A 14,811-nucleotide genomic window follows, 5' to 3' on the forward strand; every position below is an offset into this window, starting at 1 on the left:
AGACCACGGTGACGCCGAGATCCTCGTGGATATGCTTGATCTCGAGTTGCATGTGCTCGCGTAGCTGCTTGTCCAGCGCACCGAGCGGTTCGTCCATCAGCACGAGCTTGGGATCGAAGACAAGTGCGCGGGCCAGCGCGACGCGCTGCTGCTGGCCGCCGGAAAGCTGGCCGGGCCGGCGCCCGCCATAGGCACCGAGACGAACCATGTCGAGCGCCCGCTTGATCTTTGCCTCTCTCTCCAGCTTCCCCAGCTTGCGAACCTTCAGTGGGAAGGCGAGGTTTTCCTCCACGGTCATATGTGGAAACAGCGCGTAATTTTGGAACACCATGCCGATGTCGCGCTTGTGCGGCGGCATATTTTCGATCGAGCGCCCCGCCAGCAGGATCGAGCCCTGGGTGGGCGCCTCGAAGCCAGCGAGCATCATGAGGGTCGTGGTCTTGCCGGAGCCTGAGGGCCCCAGCATCGTCAGAAATTCACCCCTGGCGATGTCCAGGTTGAGATTCTTAACGACCAAGGCTTCGCCATCGTAGGTCTTCTGAACACCCGAAAATTCCACAAAGGCATTGTTCGTGCCCGGCATCGACCCTTTTCCCTCCCCCGCGCACCCAGGCGCTCCCACTCCTGCGGCGCCCGCCGAAGACCAGACCACGATCTTCTTCTTGACGGATTGTAGAAACTGCGTGCGCGGCCAGGATCGCAGCGACACACCCGCATACGGCGCCTGCAGTTGGCTCATCGTTTCCTCGCCCTTCGTTTTTTGCCCCTGCGGTCTGGTGGCCTGCAGAGACTTCTTGTTCGGGAAAATATGTATCCGCTGGCAGCGCTGGTTTTCACCGATATCTCCTGCCGGACAACCGAAATTGTGCGCTGGATGAAGGAAATCTGACTCTTTAGAGCGCCACACTTGAAGAACCGGTTTTGAACGGGCGCAACCGCCGTGACACAAAGGGCGAACGCCAGATCATTCAACTCACAAACGGACTTCTTGCGCTCGAAAAGAGCATCTTAGCTCGCATGGAGCTTCTTCGTCCGAATGCGACTGGGCGCTTGAATGACGGTCTGCGCATGAGGCGCGTTCCGCTTTAGGATTTTCCGCCCGCCGGTCCGAGTTGGGCGGTACCGGATCGGCTAGCTGGGTCGGGACGTAGGCGCTAGCATTCCCTCGCCAAACATCGTGGCGGGCGCAGGCGTTAATCTGCCCGCGATCAAACATACTAATCTTCAGGAGCGATTGATGGACATCAGCCGTTCAAAGTAACTCCACCAATCACAAGCAATTGCGGTCGCACGGGCAGGGCCTAACCCTGGATCATGCTTAGCCCTTTGCGTTCTTCAACTGCTGGGCGCGCCTCCGCATAAGGTGCGCAGTGGCGAGCAGAAACGCAGTCAGAATTATCGTGAGCGTCGATACGGCCGCGATCGTGGGATTGAGCTGGAAGCGCAAATCATCCCACATGCGCCGCGGCAGCGTGACAGCACCAGATCCAGACAAAAAAAGCGCTATGATTACCTCATCGAAGGAGGTGATGAAGGCAAACAGCGCGCCGACTAGGACGCCCGGCCGGATCAGGGGTAATGTTACTTGCCACAAGGTGGCACCAGGTGTCGCGCCTAAGCTCAAGGCCGCAAGCTCAAGCCTGGGATCAATTCCAGCGAGGCTGGCGCTGACGCTAGTTACGACGAACGGCACGGCCAAGCACGTATGCGCCAGCACTAACCCAATCGGCGAGCCGACCAGCCCGTAGCGGGAGAAAGCGTAGTATAGGCCGATCGCCACGACTATTCCCGGCACGATAAGCGGCGAAAGAACGAGCGCTGTCGTGAGAATGCGTATCGGGCGAGGCAGGCGAACAATGCCGATCGCGGCAAGGGTGCCGAGCGTGGTCGAAAGCGCCACGACAGTTGCCGCCACCCAGAGGCTGAGCCAAGTTGCGTCCAGCCAATCAGAATCCCCAAAATAGGCTTCATACCATCTGAGGCCAAAGGCCGGTGGTGGGAAAGTGAGATACGCCGCCGAGGAGAAGGAAAGCACGAACACAACAACAATTGGAAGAGCAAGGAAGAGCAGGATAAGCGCAACGATCAACGATGGCACGAGCCGAATAGCACTCATCACTTGCTTGTCCTAAACGCGTTGCCCACGCCAGGCAGGAACTGGGCAATGGCGACTAGGCCGAGCGCGATCGCGAGCAACAATGTGGAAAGAGTGGCAGCGTACCCCCAGTGGAGTTGATCGACTTCCTGAGCAATCAACATCGAGAGTGTAATATCACGAGAGCCGCCCACCATGGCCGGCGTAATGTAGAATCCGAGCGCCAACACGAAAACCAGCAGCATGCCAGCCGCCACGCCTGGCATTGACAGAGGAAACGTCACTTGCCTGAAGGTGCCCCACGGCGTGGCGCCGAGACCAGAGGAAGCCAGCGCCAGCGAGGGATCAATCTGCCGCAGCGCATTGGCAATCGGCAGGATCATATAGGGCAACAAGATGTGGATCGTTGCGATCTCCGTCGCAAGCGTCGTGTTGAGCAGCCGGAGCGGCTGTTCAATCACGCCGAGCGCCATCAGCGCCTCGTTGATGATGCCGTGGCGGCCGAGCAAGACCATCCAGGCATACGTGCGTACCAGCACCGACGTCCAAAACGGTAGCAGGACTACAATCAGGATAAGGGGCGCGATTGACCGGGCGCGAGACAGAGCAAGTGCCACCGGATACCCCAGTAACAGGGTGCTGAGCGTCACCACAAATGACGTGCTGAGCGTGATCCAGAGAACTTTGAGAAAAACGACGTCGCCTGGCAATGCTACGTAGTGGTCCAGCGACCAGTTCGGATCGTTGAGGCTGCGCAGCAGCATCGACACGACCGGAATGGCATAGAACACGACCATGTAGAGGATCAGCGGCGCGGCGAGCAGTAGCGGAGCGAGCCACGACATCTCGCGCCCCCACCTACTCCAGTTCCATCGGCCCGATAAGAGGCGCATGTATGACGTCATGCTCGAGTCAGACATTGGGCGCCCTAGACGATGATCGTGTCCGCGACCGACCAGGCGATCTCTACACGATCACCAACGTCACGGCGGCGGACCGTGGCACTGGAAGCTTCCTTGAGCACCATGGAAGTTCCATTCTCGGTCTTCAGCAAGTACCGGCAACGCTCGCCGGCAAACACCGCCTCCGTCACCCTAACAGTGATGCGATTAACAGCGCGTTCGGGCTCAGCAAGCCTTTCGACGAAGCGCAGCCGCTCGGGCCGGGTTGCCAACGTAACCTCCGCGCCGATTGCTGTACGGAGCGAGGTCGCGGCCCGCAGCAGCACACCCTCGCTCTCAGCAACGACTATGTCACCTTCCAAGCCGCGCACAATCGCAGGAAGGAAGTTGGATTCACCGATGAAGCTAGCCACGAAACGATTGCAGGGCCGGTCGTAGAGATCCTCCGGCCGCCCGACCTGCGCGACCTTCCCGTCGTTCATCACGACGATGCGGTCCGACATGGTGAGTGCCTCTTCCTGATCGTGAGTCACATAGATGAATGTGATGCCGAGTTCTGCGTGCAGCCGACGCATCTCAAGCTGAAGATTCTCTCGCAATTGCTTGTCGAGTGCGCCCAGTGGCTCGTCCATCAACAATAGACGCGGCTTGAAGACCAGAGCACGCGCCACAGCCACGCGTTGCTGTTGTCCTCCGGAGAGCTGGCGCGGATAGCGCCCGCCATAGCCTGGCAGATGCATGAGTTCAAGCGCCTCGGCGACCAGCCTTGCCCGCTCCACTTTCGGAACACGACGCTGCTTCAGGGGGAAGGCGATGTTCTCGGCCACGGTCAGGTGTGGAAAGAGAGCGTAGTTCTGAAACACCATGCCGATGTTGCGTCGATAAGGCGGGGTATCGACTACCGACAAACCGTCAATGGCAATGTCGCCCTTGCTGGGAGCCTGGAATCCCGCGATCATCATCAGCGTCGTCGTTTTGCCTGAACCGCTGGGTCCCAACAAGGTGAGGAATTCACCGGATTGAATATCAAGCGACACTCCGGCCACAGCAGCGAATCCGCCGTAACTCCTCTCCAAATTTCTGAGCGACACCGAAGCACCGCGAAGACAACCATCGCCCTTAAGGAGAGCCGAACAGCCCGACGCTTCGTCCATAAGATTCCTCTGGGGTAGCCTTAAAGCACTGGTTGACGACGACAACGAACTTCCCCAAGAGGTACTTGGCGGTTGTGCCGCGATTGTCCCGCCACTGGTCATATTCATAGGACACGAATTGATTTTTCGATTCGGGCGCAGTCGGCAATATCGTTACCCGTTCTCGCGCGACGTCAAGCTTGGGAATCGAGTTGTAGCCGCAGATGCGGCAGTAGGGCCGTTGGCACCGCTGCCTTTGAGATGCCAATGACCCGTGTAGGCTACGCAACTCTTCGGTCCGAGCAGCAGTTCGACCCGAACTCGATGCCGCGCAGGGGCCGGAAGGGGAAAAAGAAGGCATTAGCCCAACATCCATTTGTTGAACTTGGCGACAGCCATGTCTTGATTGGCAATCCACCAATCGTAGTCGTACGGGATCAGTTTTTTCTTGATCTCTGGCGCGCTTGGCAGCAACGCCGTTCGCTCTGGCGGGATATACTTAAAAGCGCTTTCATTAACAGGGCCGTATGGTATGGAGAGCGCAAAACGCGCCTGCGGAATTGCCATGGTCGAATAGGCGACAAACTTCATCGCGTTGGCCTTGTTCTTGGCTCCCTTGGGAACCCCCCAACCGTCACGCCGGGCCACGCCCTGATTCCAGCAAATCGTCGCGGGCACCCCCTGCTCCTGCAATGCAGCCATCCGGCCGTTCCACACCGTGGTCATGACGACCTCGCGATCGGTCAACATCTGCGGCGGCTGAGCGCCCGTGGTCCACCACTTCGTCACGCTCTTCCTGATTTTTTCGTAGCTCGCCAGCGCCTTGTCGACGTCGAGCGGATAGAGCTTGTCGGCGGGTACGCCGGCCGCCATTAGGGCGAACTCCAATTCCGGATGCTCAGAGCCGATGCCGTACAAAGCGCGGCCGCCGGGAAACTTGCTGATGTCCCAGAAATCGGCCCAGCTTGCAGGCGCGGCGCCGTTGAATGCATCGGTGCGGTAGGCCATCACGCTGGCCCAGACCAACATTTCGAGCCCATACTCGGACCGGTATTCTTTGCCGACGCCATCATCGACGAGGGAGTAGTCGATTCTCTCAAAGTAATCGCCGGACTTCATCAGGTTCATGATGGAGCCGTTGCTGAGTTGTACGATGTCCCATTCGACGTTGCCGGTTTCAACCATGGCCTTGACTCTAGCCTGGTCGGCGCCGGGGAGGGCGCGAACCTTTATGCCGGTCAGCTTCTCGAACGGCTCGAAATAAGCTTTCTGCTCCGCCTGCTGCAATGCGCCACCCCAAGTGGCGATACGCACCTCGCCTGAACCCTTGAGGATGTCAGGAACGGCGGTCTGCTCTGGCCAAGCCGATTGTGCACTCGTCCCGCGGCTGACGAAAGGTGCAGCGAGCCCAGCGGTGATAAGGCTCACAGCGCGACGACGATTAATAATCCGGATCGGACGTTCATTCATTAAGGCCCCTCCTTCATTCTCCTACAGTGCGGCTTCGGCGGAAGCGCCTAGAACGATCCATTCGCACGAATGCGGTGAAGGACCGCAGGCAACGCCGGTCATGGCTAGGGCGCTTCTTCGCGTGAAGCAGAACCAGGTAATTTTGGGATCGTAGAGGCGCCCAACGCACAAAAGCGGTGAAAATCGACCATGAAAGCCCAAAATCTTGCGTATGAGACGCCTTCTTGCGTTTTTTTTTCCACGGCAGTCCCACTGTTTTCTTTGGCCTGCCGGAGAACGACGTGGCGCCGCCCCAACACTTCGCTGCTTTCTCACGGAAGTGGCTGAACATTCGATGGGCGAAGACCTTGAGAGGTGAACAAAAGGAACAATCGGCTGCACAGGTTCGGAAATTAGGACTCGCACTTGAAAATTCTCCCGCAGTTCGCATCGCTTTGCTAACGACGGCTTTGTGCGAACGCAACAAATGACGCGATGAGCCAATAAGCCCAACGATAGAACTGGCCTATCGTCCAGGTCAGGTCGAAGAGATAGCCTTAAGCTGTCTTACATCGCCTCGTAGTTCGGGCCGCCGGCGCCCTCCGGCGGAACCCAGGTGATATTGCCGTTGGGGTCTTTCACCTCGCAGGTTTTGCAGTGGACGCAATTTTGGGCGTTGATCTGGTAGCGCGGGCCCGCGCCTTCCTCCACCCATTCATAGACGCCGGCGGGGCAATAGGAGTTCGAGGGACCAGCGAAGACGTCGTGCTCCGACATCTTCTGCAGGTTCATGTCAGCAACCCGGAGATGGACCGGTTGGTCCTCCTCATGATTGGTGTTGGACAAGAACACCGACGACAGCTTGTCGAAGGAGATCTTTCCGTCCGGCTTCGGGTAGTTTTTCGGCGCATGCTGCTTGGCCGGATTGAGCGTCGAACGATCGGGCTTGGAATGAGACTGCGTGCCGAACAGCGAAGCGCCGAACAGCGTGTTGCACCACATGTCGAAGATGCCAAGCCCTGCGCCGATGAAGGTGCCGGACTTCGATAGCAACGGCTTGGCGTTGCGGACGGGATGGAGGTCCTTGCCGACGGAGGACGAGCGCCACGCATTCTCGTATTCGACGAGTTCGTCATTGGCGCGGCCCGCACCGAGCGCGGCGGCGACATGCTCGGCCGCGAGCATGCCGGTGCCCATCGCGTTGTGCACGCCCTTGATGCGCGGCACGTTGACGAAGCCAGCCGCGCAACCGATCAGCGCACCGCCGGAGAAGCTCAGGCGCGGCACCGACTGGTAGCCGCCTTCGGTGATGGCGCGTGCGCCGTAAGCGAGCCGCTTGCCGCCTACGAGCGTACCGCGCACGGCCGGATGGTTCTTGACGCGCTGGAACTCGTTGAACGGCGACAAATAGGGATCGGTGTAGTTCAGGTGAACCACGAAGCCGATCGACACGAGGTTCTCGTCATAGTGATAGAAGAACAGGCCGCCGCCCGTGTCGTTCTTGAGCGGCCAGCCGACGGCGTGCTGGACCAGGCCCTTCTGGTGCTTGGCGGGATCGATCTGCCAGACTTCCTTCAGGCCGATGCCGAATTTCGGCGGCTCGCTCTTGGCATCAAGCGCGAACTTCGCGATCAGTTGCTTTGTGAGCGAGCCGCGCGCGCCTTCGGCGAACAGCGTGTATTTGCCGAGCAATTCCATGCCACGGGTAAAGGAGTCCTTCGGCTTGCCGTCGCGGCCGATGCCCATGTCGCCGGTGGCGATGCCCTTCACGGTGCCCTGCTCGTCATAGAGCACCTCGGCCGCCGCAAAGCCAGGATAGATCTCGACGCCGAGCGCTTCGGCCTTGCGCGCTAGCCAGCGGCAGACATTGCCGAGCGAGCCGATGTAGCAGTGATGATTGTTCATCAGCGGCGGCATGATGAAGTTCGGCAGCTTGATCGCGCCGGTCTCGCTGAACCAGAAGAAGCGATCGTCCTTGACCTGCGTCTTGAGCGGACAATCGGCATCCTCGCGCCAGTCGGGCACGAGCTTGTCCAGGCCTGCGGGGTCGATCACCGCGCCTGAGAGAATATGCGCACCGACCTCGGAGCCCTTCTCCACCACGACGACGTTGAGGTCGGCGTTGAGCTGCTTCAACCGGATCGCGGCGGATAGGCCCGAAGGGCCGGCGCCGACGATGACGACGTCGAAGTCCATGGATTCGCGCGGGGGAAGCGGCTCGGTGGTCATGCTCCTACTCCAATTCGCGACTCGTCAGTAAATTGATTCCAACTGGTTACCATCTTTGTAATCGGTCCAAACGCGCGCGCTTGCAGACCTGGGGCGTTCGTGCACTCCGATGATGTGGCCGAACGACCAACGTCGTAAAGTGAAGCGAAACCAGCTGTCGGTTGACACGCCAATGGAATGACACAGTCGAAGGAAGCCGGTCTCCCGCCGTTCTGGTCGAAATCAACATTGTCAAAAAAATAGGCCTGTCAGTCGTTGGTGTGCTGCCAGTCTCAACTTGCGCAAAACGTGAGGAGCCTCTCTTCGCGAGCGCCGCATCGAATATCGCGCTGCAGCTGCGCGCTAAACGGATCGCTCAGGAACTGCAGTATTGGCAACTTGCCGATAACGGACGATCGAGCGTACCGCGTCCCGCAATTCATCCTTCGTGCTGAGCCTTGCTGGATAATGCGGTCGCCACGGCAGGTCCAGCATGATCGGCCGCGACGCGCGGCCGATTCGTCCAGCTGTCCCGCCCCGAGGACAATGATCCGGGCAGGAACGCTCATCACGCCTTCTTGCGGTAAGCCCAGCAATCGATCTCGACGAGAGCACCATTCCAAAGCTCGTGAACGGCCATCGTCATCCGAGCCGGCGGATTATCGTCCGTCGTGGACGGGAATACTTTTGTGTATTCGGCGTGCATCGCCTCGTAATCACTCCACTTCACCAGATAAACGGTTGCCTTGACAACATCTGCGGAAGTGAGCCCGTTGGCCTCAACGATGTCGAGGAGATTCTTTAGTGCCTGCCGCGTCTGTGCAGCAACTTGCGCGGCCCGGTCGCCGGGGGCGGTGACGAGCCCTCCCGGCGCAGTGCCCAATTGGCCCGCCACATTCAACAAATCACCAGCCCAACGGGCTGGGCTACAAGGAATCTGTTTGCTCATTTTGTGTTCGTACCTTTCGTGATCGACATTCGACAGCGCGAAAAAAGTGAGAGGAGCTGATCAACTTCCAGAAATGCTATTCTGAACATCGCGCAGATTTTCACCGAGCTTTGATCGCTATCGTATTATTTCAAACTCACTTGCGTTTTCCGAGCAGCTTTACAACGCGGTGTTGCGAAAAATCGCTCTGACGCGGCATCCCCCTGCGCCGCGACTACCTAACGGTCAGCGGTGCGCCCGCCAATACGACAGACGCAGTGTTTCTTGGGCTTGCACTACCGCGACGCGCAACGAACGGCAGAACTCGCGGTCATGCAGGAGTCAGCTGATTTCAAGAGGAAATAATATACTAAGGCGGCTGCGCCCGGCGCAGCGTGATCGCGATTGTTGATGATTTACCCGCGAAGGAAAGCAGGAACGCGGGAATACGTGGCGTGCACGCATTGAGTCCGCTTCATCTACTCACAGGTTCACATGCGCGAACCGCATGCGCCGAGGTCGGATCGTTCAATTGTCGCGGACATTCGCCCTGATCTTCGAAAAGTCTGGCGCCGCCGCTACCATGCCCTCATAGGTCGCACGACAATTCTTGGGTTGGCCCAGCGCGCTGTGACCGGCTGTCTAGCCGGTCGGGGGCATTGAGGCAGCGCGGCATTGGGTTCGAGCGTGTCGCATCGAGCGCGATAAAGACAGCGCCGGTCATGCACCGCGGCCCGAGCGTCTAGCTCCCGCCCGAACTGTAGGAGATTCCCAGGTCAGTGTGTCCCAGCCACCTGCTCCCAGACGCGGAAGAAGTTGCCGCCCATCACCTTTCCTACTTCCTCAACCGAGTAGCACTCGGCCAACAAGCCATCAGCGATGGCACGGAAGTTCGCATCCTCACCGAATTCAGCCATATATTCCGGCTGGGGAGCACTTCCCGCCTCCCGGAGAAGGTCGCTGCCGATACCGATATGATCGATGCCGACGAGGCGCCTGATGTGATTGCAGTGGCGCACGAGGTCGCTCAAGCGAGGCATCCACTCGCGGACGAGGATCATGCCGATGACGCCGCCCTTCGCCGCGATGGCCTGGATCTCTTCGTCCGTGAGGAAGCGATCGAAGCCAATCTGTTCTTGCCCATTGTACAGACTCTGAACGCCAGTGTGGCTGCAGATCACGGGGTGCGAAGAGAGCGCGAGGGTGTCCAGGATCGTCTCGGTGTTGGCATGTGCCAGGTCGACGATGATCCCAAGCGCATTGCACTCGCGCACGACCTCACGCCCAAAAGGCGTCAGGCCCCCAGGTGAGTAAGGAAATGTCTGGACGTGCCCAACTTCGTTCGCACGCATGTGAACCAACTGGAGGAGACGCAATCCACGCCGATGGAACTTGTGCAGGTTGTCGATCAGCCCTTCCAGACTGTCCGCCCCCTCGAGAGCCGGCAGCAACGCAAGCTTCCCTTCGCGCTTGGCCGCTCGCACTGCTGCCGGGCTTTCCGCCAGCACAGCGTCGCCATCCTCGATTGTCTTCAGGATCGCCGACAAGCGATCAAGGTCGAGTGCGAAAGGCTCCCCGCGCTTCGGGCGGTACCGGCCGCGAAAGGCCGCTCCGGACCCGGGCGGGTATTGGCCGGATTCGTCGCGCTTCACGCAGCTATACGTCGCGTCGCCGACGAGGCTGCAGACGACAAGGTCCATGAGGCTGCGGCGATATCGTTCGAGCTCGTCGGGCCCGATGCGCGGCACGCCGGGCCAGCAGAAGCCACTCGGATGGGCGTGCACGTCGACGAATACTGTCTGCTGATGGATCTGTTCCAGTCGATCCGGGCGACTTGCGTCAACCATATTTGTCTCCGTCATACGCCGCAGCGCTCCACTATAGAATTGTATCGAACCTAGCGTATGCTCGCTTTTGCATCCCAGGCGGAAACACTAAGAGCGATGCGACCGAGAAGGAATACCGCAAGGAAAATGCTCTCGAGCAGCGGCAGACACGAACGCCAAGCAGCCGAAACTCCGGTCGCAAGGTTTCCTTTCGCCGAGATCACTGGACCCGCCATGCCAGCCAGCGTTCCCCAATGCGTTCGAGATTGGTCTTGCCGTCAGGGCGCTTGGCGGCAAGCCAAGCGGAATCCTCGTGGACCACCTTCGCGGCATTCTCCGGATTGATGCTGAGCAGCGGAACGAGATCCGAAGGCAACTGCTTCAGCTGATTTGTATTTGGTCCAGGGTACCCGGTTCCCAACGTAAAACCCGCGGCAATAGCGGCTCGATTCAGGAAGGCAATCAGCTTCTGCGCGTTTTCGGTGTTCGGTCCACCTTTCAACACGACCCCATACGTGTAACTCACGTATGCGCCATCCCAAGCCATCTGAACGGGTGCTCCTTGACGAATTGAGCTGATCGTTCGACCGTCGAAGCAACTTGTCATTACGACTTCCCGGTTGATCAGCAACTGATTTGGCTCGCTGCCCGCTGTCCACCACTTCGCTACATGCGGCTTGATTTCGTCGAGCTTCTTTAGTGCCCGATCGATCTTGTCATCAGTCAGCGGCCAGATGTCTGATTTCGCCACCCCATCGGCCAGCAAAGCAATCACCATGTCGACTCTTGCGGTGGCTGCCAGGCCGGTGAGACCACGCGGACCAGGGAAGGTTTTGACATTCCAGAAGTCGGTCCAGTTTTTGGGCCCGTGATCCCCAAACGCCCGCTTATCGGAAACGAGCAACTGCGCCGATGCGAACACCGGGACCGCCGTCTTGAGACGGACCGATTCGGGTGTCCCCTCCAGGGACTCAGAGTCCCACAAGCTGTAGTCGATGGGTACGAACATGCCTGCGTCGTCCATGGGCGGAAAAACGGCCGCCTGCAAGAAAGCCGTATCCCAATCGACCCGCCCCGCCTGGTTCATCGCCTTGACCTGAGGGTCGGAAACATCAGCAATCACGTCGACCACCTTGATCCCGGTTGCTTCCGTAAACGGGTCGTAGACGTATTTGCGAATTCCCTGAGTAAACAGACCGCCATATGAGAATGCGACGACTTGGCCGGAGCCGGCGAGCTTATCCTTGGCAAAGGCGGCCGTGGATCGCGCAATGGCCGGAACAGCCATAGACGCGGCTGCGGCCCGCAAAATGTCCCGGCGATTGAATTTCGATTTCTCATCGGGAGCCGAATTTCTGCTCTTCGACAGCCCTTGCGGCGCTGAACATTTGTTGTCCATGACGATGTCCTTCCCTAGCAGCCGAACATTGAGCATAAAACTGAAGCACTTTAAGCGAATTTCAAGATGAATACCTGCATCCATTCGGCTTTGCTGCTCGACTTCTGCGCCCCGGCGCTTTCTTTTGCCGGAATTGAAAGCACGTCGCCTCGGGACCGATGAAATGCGCAAAAGCGGGTGGCGTTCGCGCCTTACAGATCCTCAGAGGGGTATTCTCGTTGAGAGCGGCAGGCGTTTGGGCGGCTCATCAAGTGCGGCCCACCTAATGATTGCCGCCAGCTTCAGATCCACCGTTTGCAGGCACCCATCCAACGCGCGCGGCATCGCTTTGTGGCACGGACGTCAATCTTCGAGGCGGAGGGTTCCTTGGTCCTGGCCGAGCAGCGTGGCCAGTATTTGACCTTGCTCAATCTGACGCAATTCATTCGTCGCACGATGCGCTCGACTCATCTGCTCGCCGAAGAGCACCTTGGAATTTTCCGGATTTCGCCTCTTGCACGAGGGTTTTGGCTGAAGCAGGTCGCCCCTTTGATACCTTTGACGATCTAGGATGAGTCGTCGCGAGCGCCATGCCAGCAATCAAGAAATCGCGCACGTAGGCCAACGAGATAGCTCCAGCTGAATCGCTGCGACTGCAGCGTGTGCACGGCAAGAATTGTAACGGACGACTCCGCGTTTCCAGCGTCCGAGAACCGGCATGGCATGACCCATGCCGGACCCTCGTACGTTCACCCGCGCTTCTTGAGACCTAGAATTGCCCGCGCCTCAGCGGGTGTGGCGACGCTGGCGCCCATGCGCTCGATGATCCCAACCGCATTCTCGACGAGTTCGGCGTTGGAGCCGAGCACGCCACGTCGAAGATAAATGTTATCTTCTAATCCTACCCTGACGTGGCCGCCCATATTGACCAGCTGTCCGACCATTCGCATTTCGTCTGGACCGCAGCCAAATCCCCCCCAGACGGCGCCCGGCGGTAGGATCTCTCGCATCGCCTGAAGAGCGATTGGAACGCCGGGAGCGCCATAGCCTGTGCTGAGACAGAACTGGAAAAGAGGCGGCGCCTCAATCAGCTGTTCAGATATCAGTCTCTTGGCAGTTTCAATATGGCCGAGATCAAAGCATTCAAGCTCGGGCTTCACGCCGGCTTCTCGCATGAGCTTCGCGAGTTCTCGCAGGTCCGACATTCGTGCGACGAATATGCGTTCCCCGAACGCCATCGTGCCGCAATCCAAGCTGCTAATCTCGGGCTGAAGTTTGACGGCATGAAGACAGCGCCCCAAGGGCTTTTTGAGCGTACTTGTCTCGCCAATCTTTGCCGGCTCAATCGAATCGAGCACGAGTTCGCCATCCATTCCGCTCGTCAAGTTGATGATGACGTCAGTCGATGCGTCCCGAAGCTTCTTGACGACCTGCTCATAGAGGTCAAACCGGTTCGATGGGGCTCCGGTCTCTGGGTCGCGGACATGAATGTGAACGACCGCGGCACCGGCCTTCGCAGCGTCCAGAGCCGCATCTGCGATTTGGGACGGCGTGATGGGAATCTTTGGATGTTTCGCAACAACGGCGGAATTCCCTCCGGTCACTGCACATGTGATGACAACTTTCTCTGACATTAAGAGCTCCTTTGTTGATACTTTTTCATGTGATCAGCGGCGACGAAGGCATACTAGGCGGAGTGTTTTCGAGTGCCACCGTGGCAGTGCCTGTAACAATTTTGCTTCGGCAAGAAGCGCACATCGTTGCCTGTGATCGGTTCAGACCCCGTGGTTCGATAGTCCCGCGCGGCGCTGCGCTAGGAGAATCTCGACCACCATCCTGTCGCGGGCCGCCGCAAGTTCGGTTCTGCTACGGTCGGCGGACATGGCGCGGCTCCCCTCTACCATCGCCCGGATGAATTCAGGCGTGAACTCTGGAGGTTTCAGGTGAGAGAGAGACGGTTCGCTCCCCTGATAAAAGCGCTCGAAATAAGCGCCGATACCGGCGGGATTTCCCATGTTGCGCACCATACAGGGGCCAATTGCGCTCCAACGTGGGGCGAGACCATGCACCACTGCGGCATCGATCTGCTGGGGCGTTGCGTGGCCCTCAGCAACCAGGTGCATTGCCTCCCGTTCCAGCGCCGCCTGCAGATGGTTGGCGATGAAGCCGGGAATTTCGTGATCCATTCGAATGACGACTTTCCCGATCGACTGATAAAACGCCTCCGCAGCGGCGAGTGCCTCCGTGCTGGTGTGGGCTGCACCGGCCACCTCAACCAGCGGGATCAGATAAGGGGGGTTAAACGGGTGGCCGATGACGACCCGCGGCGATCGTGAGCCTTCTGCCTGTAGTTCGGCAATAGTGAACCCGGAGGTGGACGTAGCGATGACCGCATCGGCCGGCACCAGCGGTTCGATCTCGGCATAGAGTTTTCGCTTTAACTCCAGCCGTTCGGGAGCACTCTCTTGCACGAAATCTGCGGCAGTGACAGCCTCGGCCGCTGTCTTCGCCCAGGTCAGACTGCCGCGATCCCCGGCACGCGCTCCGAGGCGCTCCTGGGTCGGCCAAGCCGTCTTGAGGAGTTCATCGAGGCGATCCTTTGCATCTGGCGCCGGATCCCAAACGACCACGTCGAGCCCACGCGCCAGAAAGTGCGCGACAAACCCGCCGCCAATGATTCCCGTGCCAATGCACGCGACACGGCGAATCCGGTCTGGCCCACGAAAAGCGCTCATAGTTTTGCCTCGTCTCGGTTGCGCTTGCCAAACTGATAAATTGTCATTTGATTGATCCCTTCTCTCGCATCGGGAGTTTACGTAGACCCTGTTGGCTTATGCCTCGATTGGGCCGCGCTGACGGATGAACTCCGTTGGACTTTTACGTGACTAAATC

At 58.9% G+C, this 14,811-nt stretch carries 13 protein-coding genes; 2 read left to right on the forward strand and 11 right to left on the reverse strand.

Annotated elements, in window-relative coordinates:
* The 5 genes from WN73_RS22220 to WN73_RS22240 all read right to left on the reverse strand — a co-directional run.
* Positions 1–583: ABC transporter ATP-binding protein (locus WN73_RS22220; RefSeq protein WP_271554975.1), on the reverse strand; the 583-nt coding region annotated here is incomplete at its 3' end.
* 735 nt (positions 584–1,318) lie between these two features.
* Positions 1,319–2,116, reverse strand: coding sequence for an ABC transporter permease (locus tag WN73_RS22225; protein WP_271554776.1), 798 nt, complete (start codon positions 2,114–2,116; stop codon positions 1,319–1,321).
* A complete protein-coding gene (locus tag WN73_RS22230; RefSeq protein ID WP_271554777.1) occupies positions 2,116–2,940 on the reverse strand; it encodes an ABC transporter permease in 825 nt (274 codons plus the stop codon). The genes WN73_RS22225 and WN73_RS22230 overlap by 1 nt, the downstream gene beginning before the upstream one ends.
* 83 nt (positions 2,941–3,023) lie before the next feature.
* Positions 3,024–4,151, reverse strand: coding sequence for an ABC transporter ATP-binding protein (locus tag WN73_RS22235; protein ID WP_271554778.1), 1,128 nt, complete (start codon positions 4,149–4,151; stop codon positions 3,024–3,026).
* Between the two features lie 339 nt (positions 4,152–4,490).
* A complete protein-coding gene (locus WN73_RS22240; protein WP_271554779.1) occupies positions 4,491–5,600 on the reverse strand; it encodes an ABC transporter substrate-binding protein in 1,110 nt (369 codons plus the stop codon).
* Between the two features lie 224 nt (positions 5,601–5,824).
* Here WN73_RS22240 and WN73_RS22245 point away from each other — a divergent pair, with 224 nt between their 5' ends.
* A complete protein-coding gene (locus tag WN73_RS22245) occupies positions 5,825–6,070 on the forward strand; it encodes a hypothetical protein (protein ID WP_271554780.1) in 246 nt (81 codons plus the stop codon).
* 76 nt (positions 6,071–6,146) lie between these two features.
* Here the strand turns inward: WN73_RS22245 and WN73_RS22250 are convergent, their stop codons facing one another.
* The 4 genes from WN73_RS22250 to WN73_RS22265 all read right to left on the reverse strand — a co-directional run bounded on the left by WN73_RS22250 (position 6,147) and on the right by WN73_RS22265 (position 12,024).
* Positions 6,147–7,808: an electron transfer flavoprotein-ubiquinone oxidoreductase gene (locus WN73_RS22250; protein WP_271554781.1), complete on the reverse strand. Its 1,662-nt coding sequence runs from the start codon at positions 7,806–7,808 to the stop codon at positions 6,147–6,149.
* Positions 7,809–8,355: 547 nt separating this feature from the next.
* Entirely contained in the window at positions 8,356–8,736 is a 381-nt protein-coding gene (locus WN73_RS22255) for a RidA family protein (protein ID WP_271554783.1), read from the reverse strand.
* 755 nt (positions 8,737–9,491) lie between these two features.
* Positions 9,492–10,562 carry a dipeptidase gene (locus WN73_RS22260; protein WP_271554784.1) on the reverse strand — a complete coding sequence of 357 codons (1,071 nt, stop codon included), beginning with the start codon at positions 10,560–10,562 and terminating at the stop codon, positions 9,492–9,494.
* A 199-nt stretch (positions 10,563–10,761) separates the two neighbouring features.
* Positions 10,762–12,024, reverse strand: coding sequence for an ABC transporter substrate-binding protein (locus WN73_RS22265; protein WP_271554786.1), 1,263 nt, complete (start codon positions 12,022–12,024; stop codon positions 10,762–10,764).
* A 282-nt stretch (positions 12,025–12,306) separates the two neighbouring features.
* Here WN73_RS22265 and WN73_RS22270 point away from each other — a divergent pair, with 282 nt between their 5' ends.
* The gene (locus WN73_RS22270) at positions 12,307–12,489 is read left to right on the forward strand and encodes a hypothetical protein (protein ID WP_271554788.1); all 183 of its coding nucleotides are present in this window, start codon (positions 12,307–12,309) and stop codon (positions 12,487–12,489) included.
* Between the two features lie 179 nt (positions 12,490–12,668).
* Here the strand turns inward: WN73_RS22270 and WN73_RS22275 are convergent, their stop codons facing one another.
* Positions 12,669–13,553: a 3-keto-5-aminohexanoate cleavage protein gene (locus WN73_RS22275; RefSeq protein WP_271554790.1), complete on the reverse strand. Its 885-nt coding sequence runs from the start codon at positions 13,551–13,553 to the stop codon at positions 12,669–12,671.
* Between the two features lie 141 nt (positions 13,554–13,694).
* The gene (locus WN73_RS22280) at positions 13,695–14,654 is read right to left on the reverse strand and encodes a 3-hydroxyacyl-CoA dehydrogenase NAD-binding domain-containing protein (protein WP_271554792.1); all 960 of its coding nucleotides are present in this window, start codon (positions 14,652–14,654) and stop codon (positions 13,695–13,697) included.
* Between the last annotated feature and the right edge of the window lie 157 nt (positions 14,655–14,811).

Origin of the sequence: Bradyrhizobium sp. CCBAU 45394 (assembly GCF_028128655.1) — a bacterium.
Lineage (GTDB): Bacteria > Pseudomonadota > Alphaproteobacteria > Rhizobiales > Xanthobacteraceae > Bradyrhizobium > Bradyrhizobium diazoefficiens.

Coding starts and splice junctions, on each gene's coding strand:
- WN73_RS22225 (WP_271554776.1), bottom strand. CDS start 2,116: ATGAGTGCTATTCGGCTCGTGCCATCGTTGATCGTTGCGCTTATCCTG.
- WN73_RS22230 (WP_271554777.1), bottom strand. CDS start 2,940: ATGTCGTGGCTCGCTCCGCTACTGCTCGCCGCGCCGCTGATCCTCTAC.
- WN73_RS22235 (WP_271554778.1), bottom strand. CDS start 4,151: ATGGACGAAGCGTCGGGCTGTTCGGCTCTCCTTAAGGGCGATGGTTGT.
- WN73_RS22240 (WP_271554779.1), bottom strand. CDS start 5,600: ATGAATGAACGTCCGATCCGGATTATTAATCGTCGTCGCGCTGTGAGC.
- WN73_RS22250 (WP_271554781.1), bottom strand. CDS start 7,808: ATGACCACCGAGCCGCTTCCCCCGCGCGAATCCATGGACTTCGACGTC.
- WN73_RS22255 (WP_271554783.1), bottom strand. CDS start 8,736: ATGAGCAAACAGATTCCTTGTAGCCCAGCCCGTTGGGCTGGTGATTTG.
- WN73_RS22260 (WP_271554784.1), bottom strand. CDS start 10,562: ATGGTTGACGCAAGTCGCCCGGATCGACTGGAACAGATCCATCAGCAG.
- WN73_RS22265 (WP_271554786.1), bottom strand. CDS start 12,024: ATGGATGCAGGTATTCATCTTGAAATTCGCTTAAAGTGCTTCAGTTTT.
- WN73_RS22275 (WP_271554790.1), bottom strand. CDS start 13,553: ATGTCAGAGAAAGTTGTCATCACATGTGCAGTGACCGGAGGGAATTCC.
- WN73_RS22280 (WP_271554792.1), bottom strand. CDS start 14,654: ATGAGCGCTTTTCGTGGGCCAGACCGGATTCGCCGTGTCGCGTGCATT.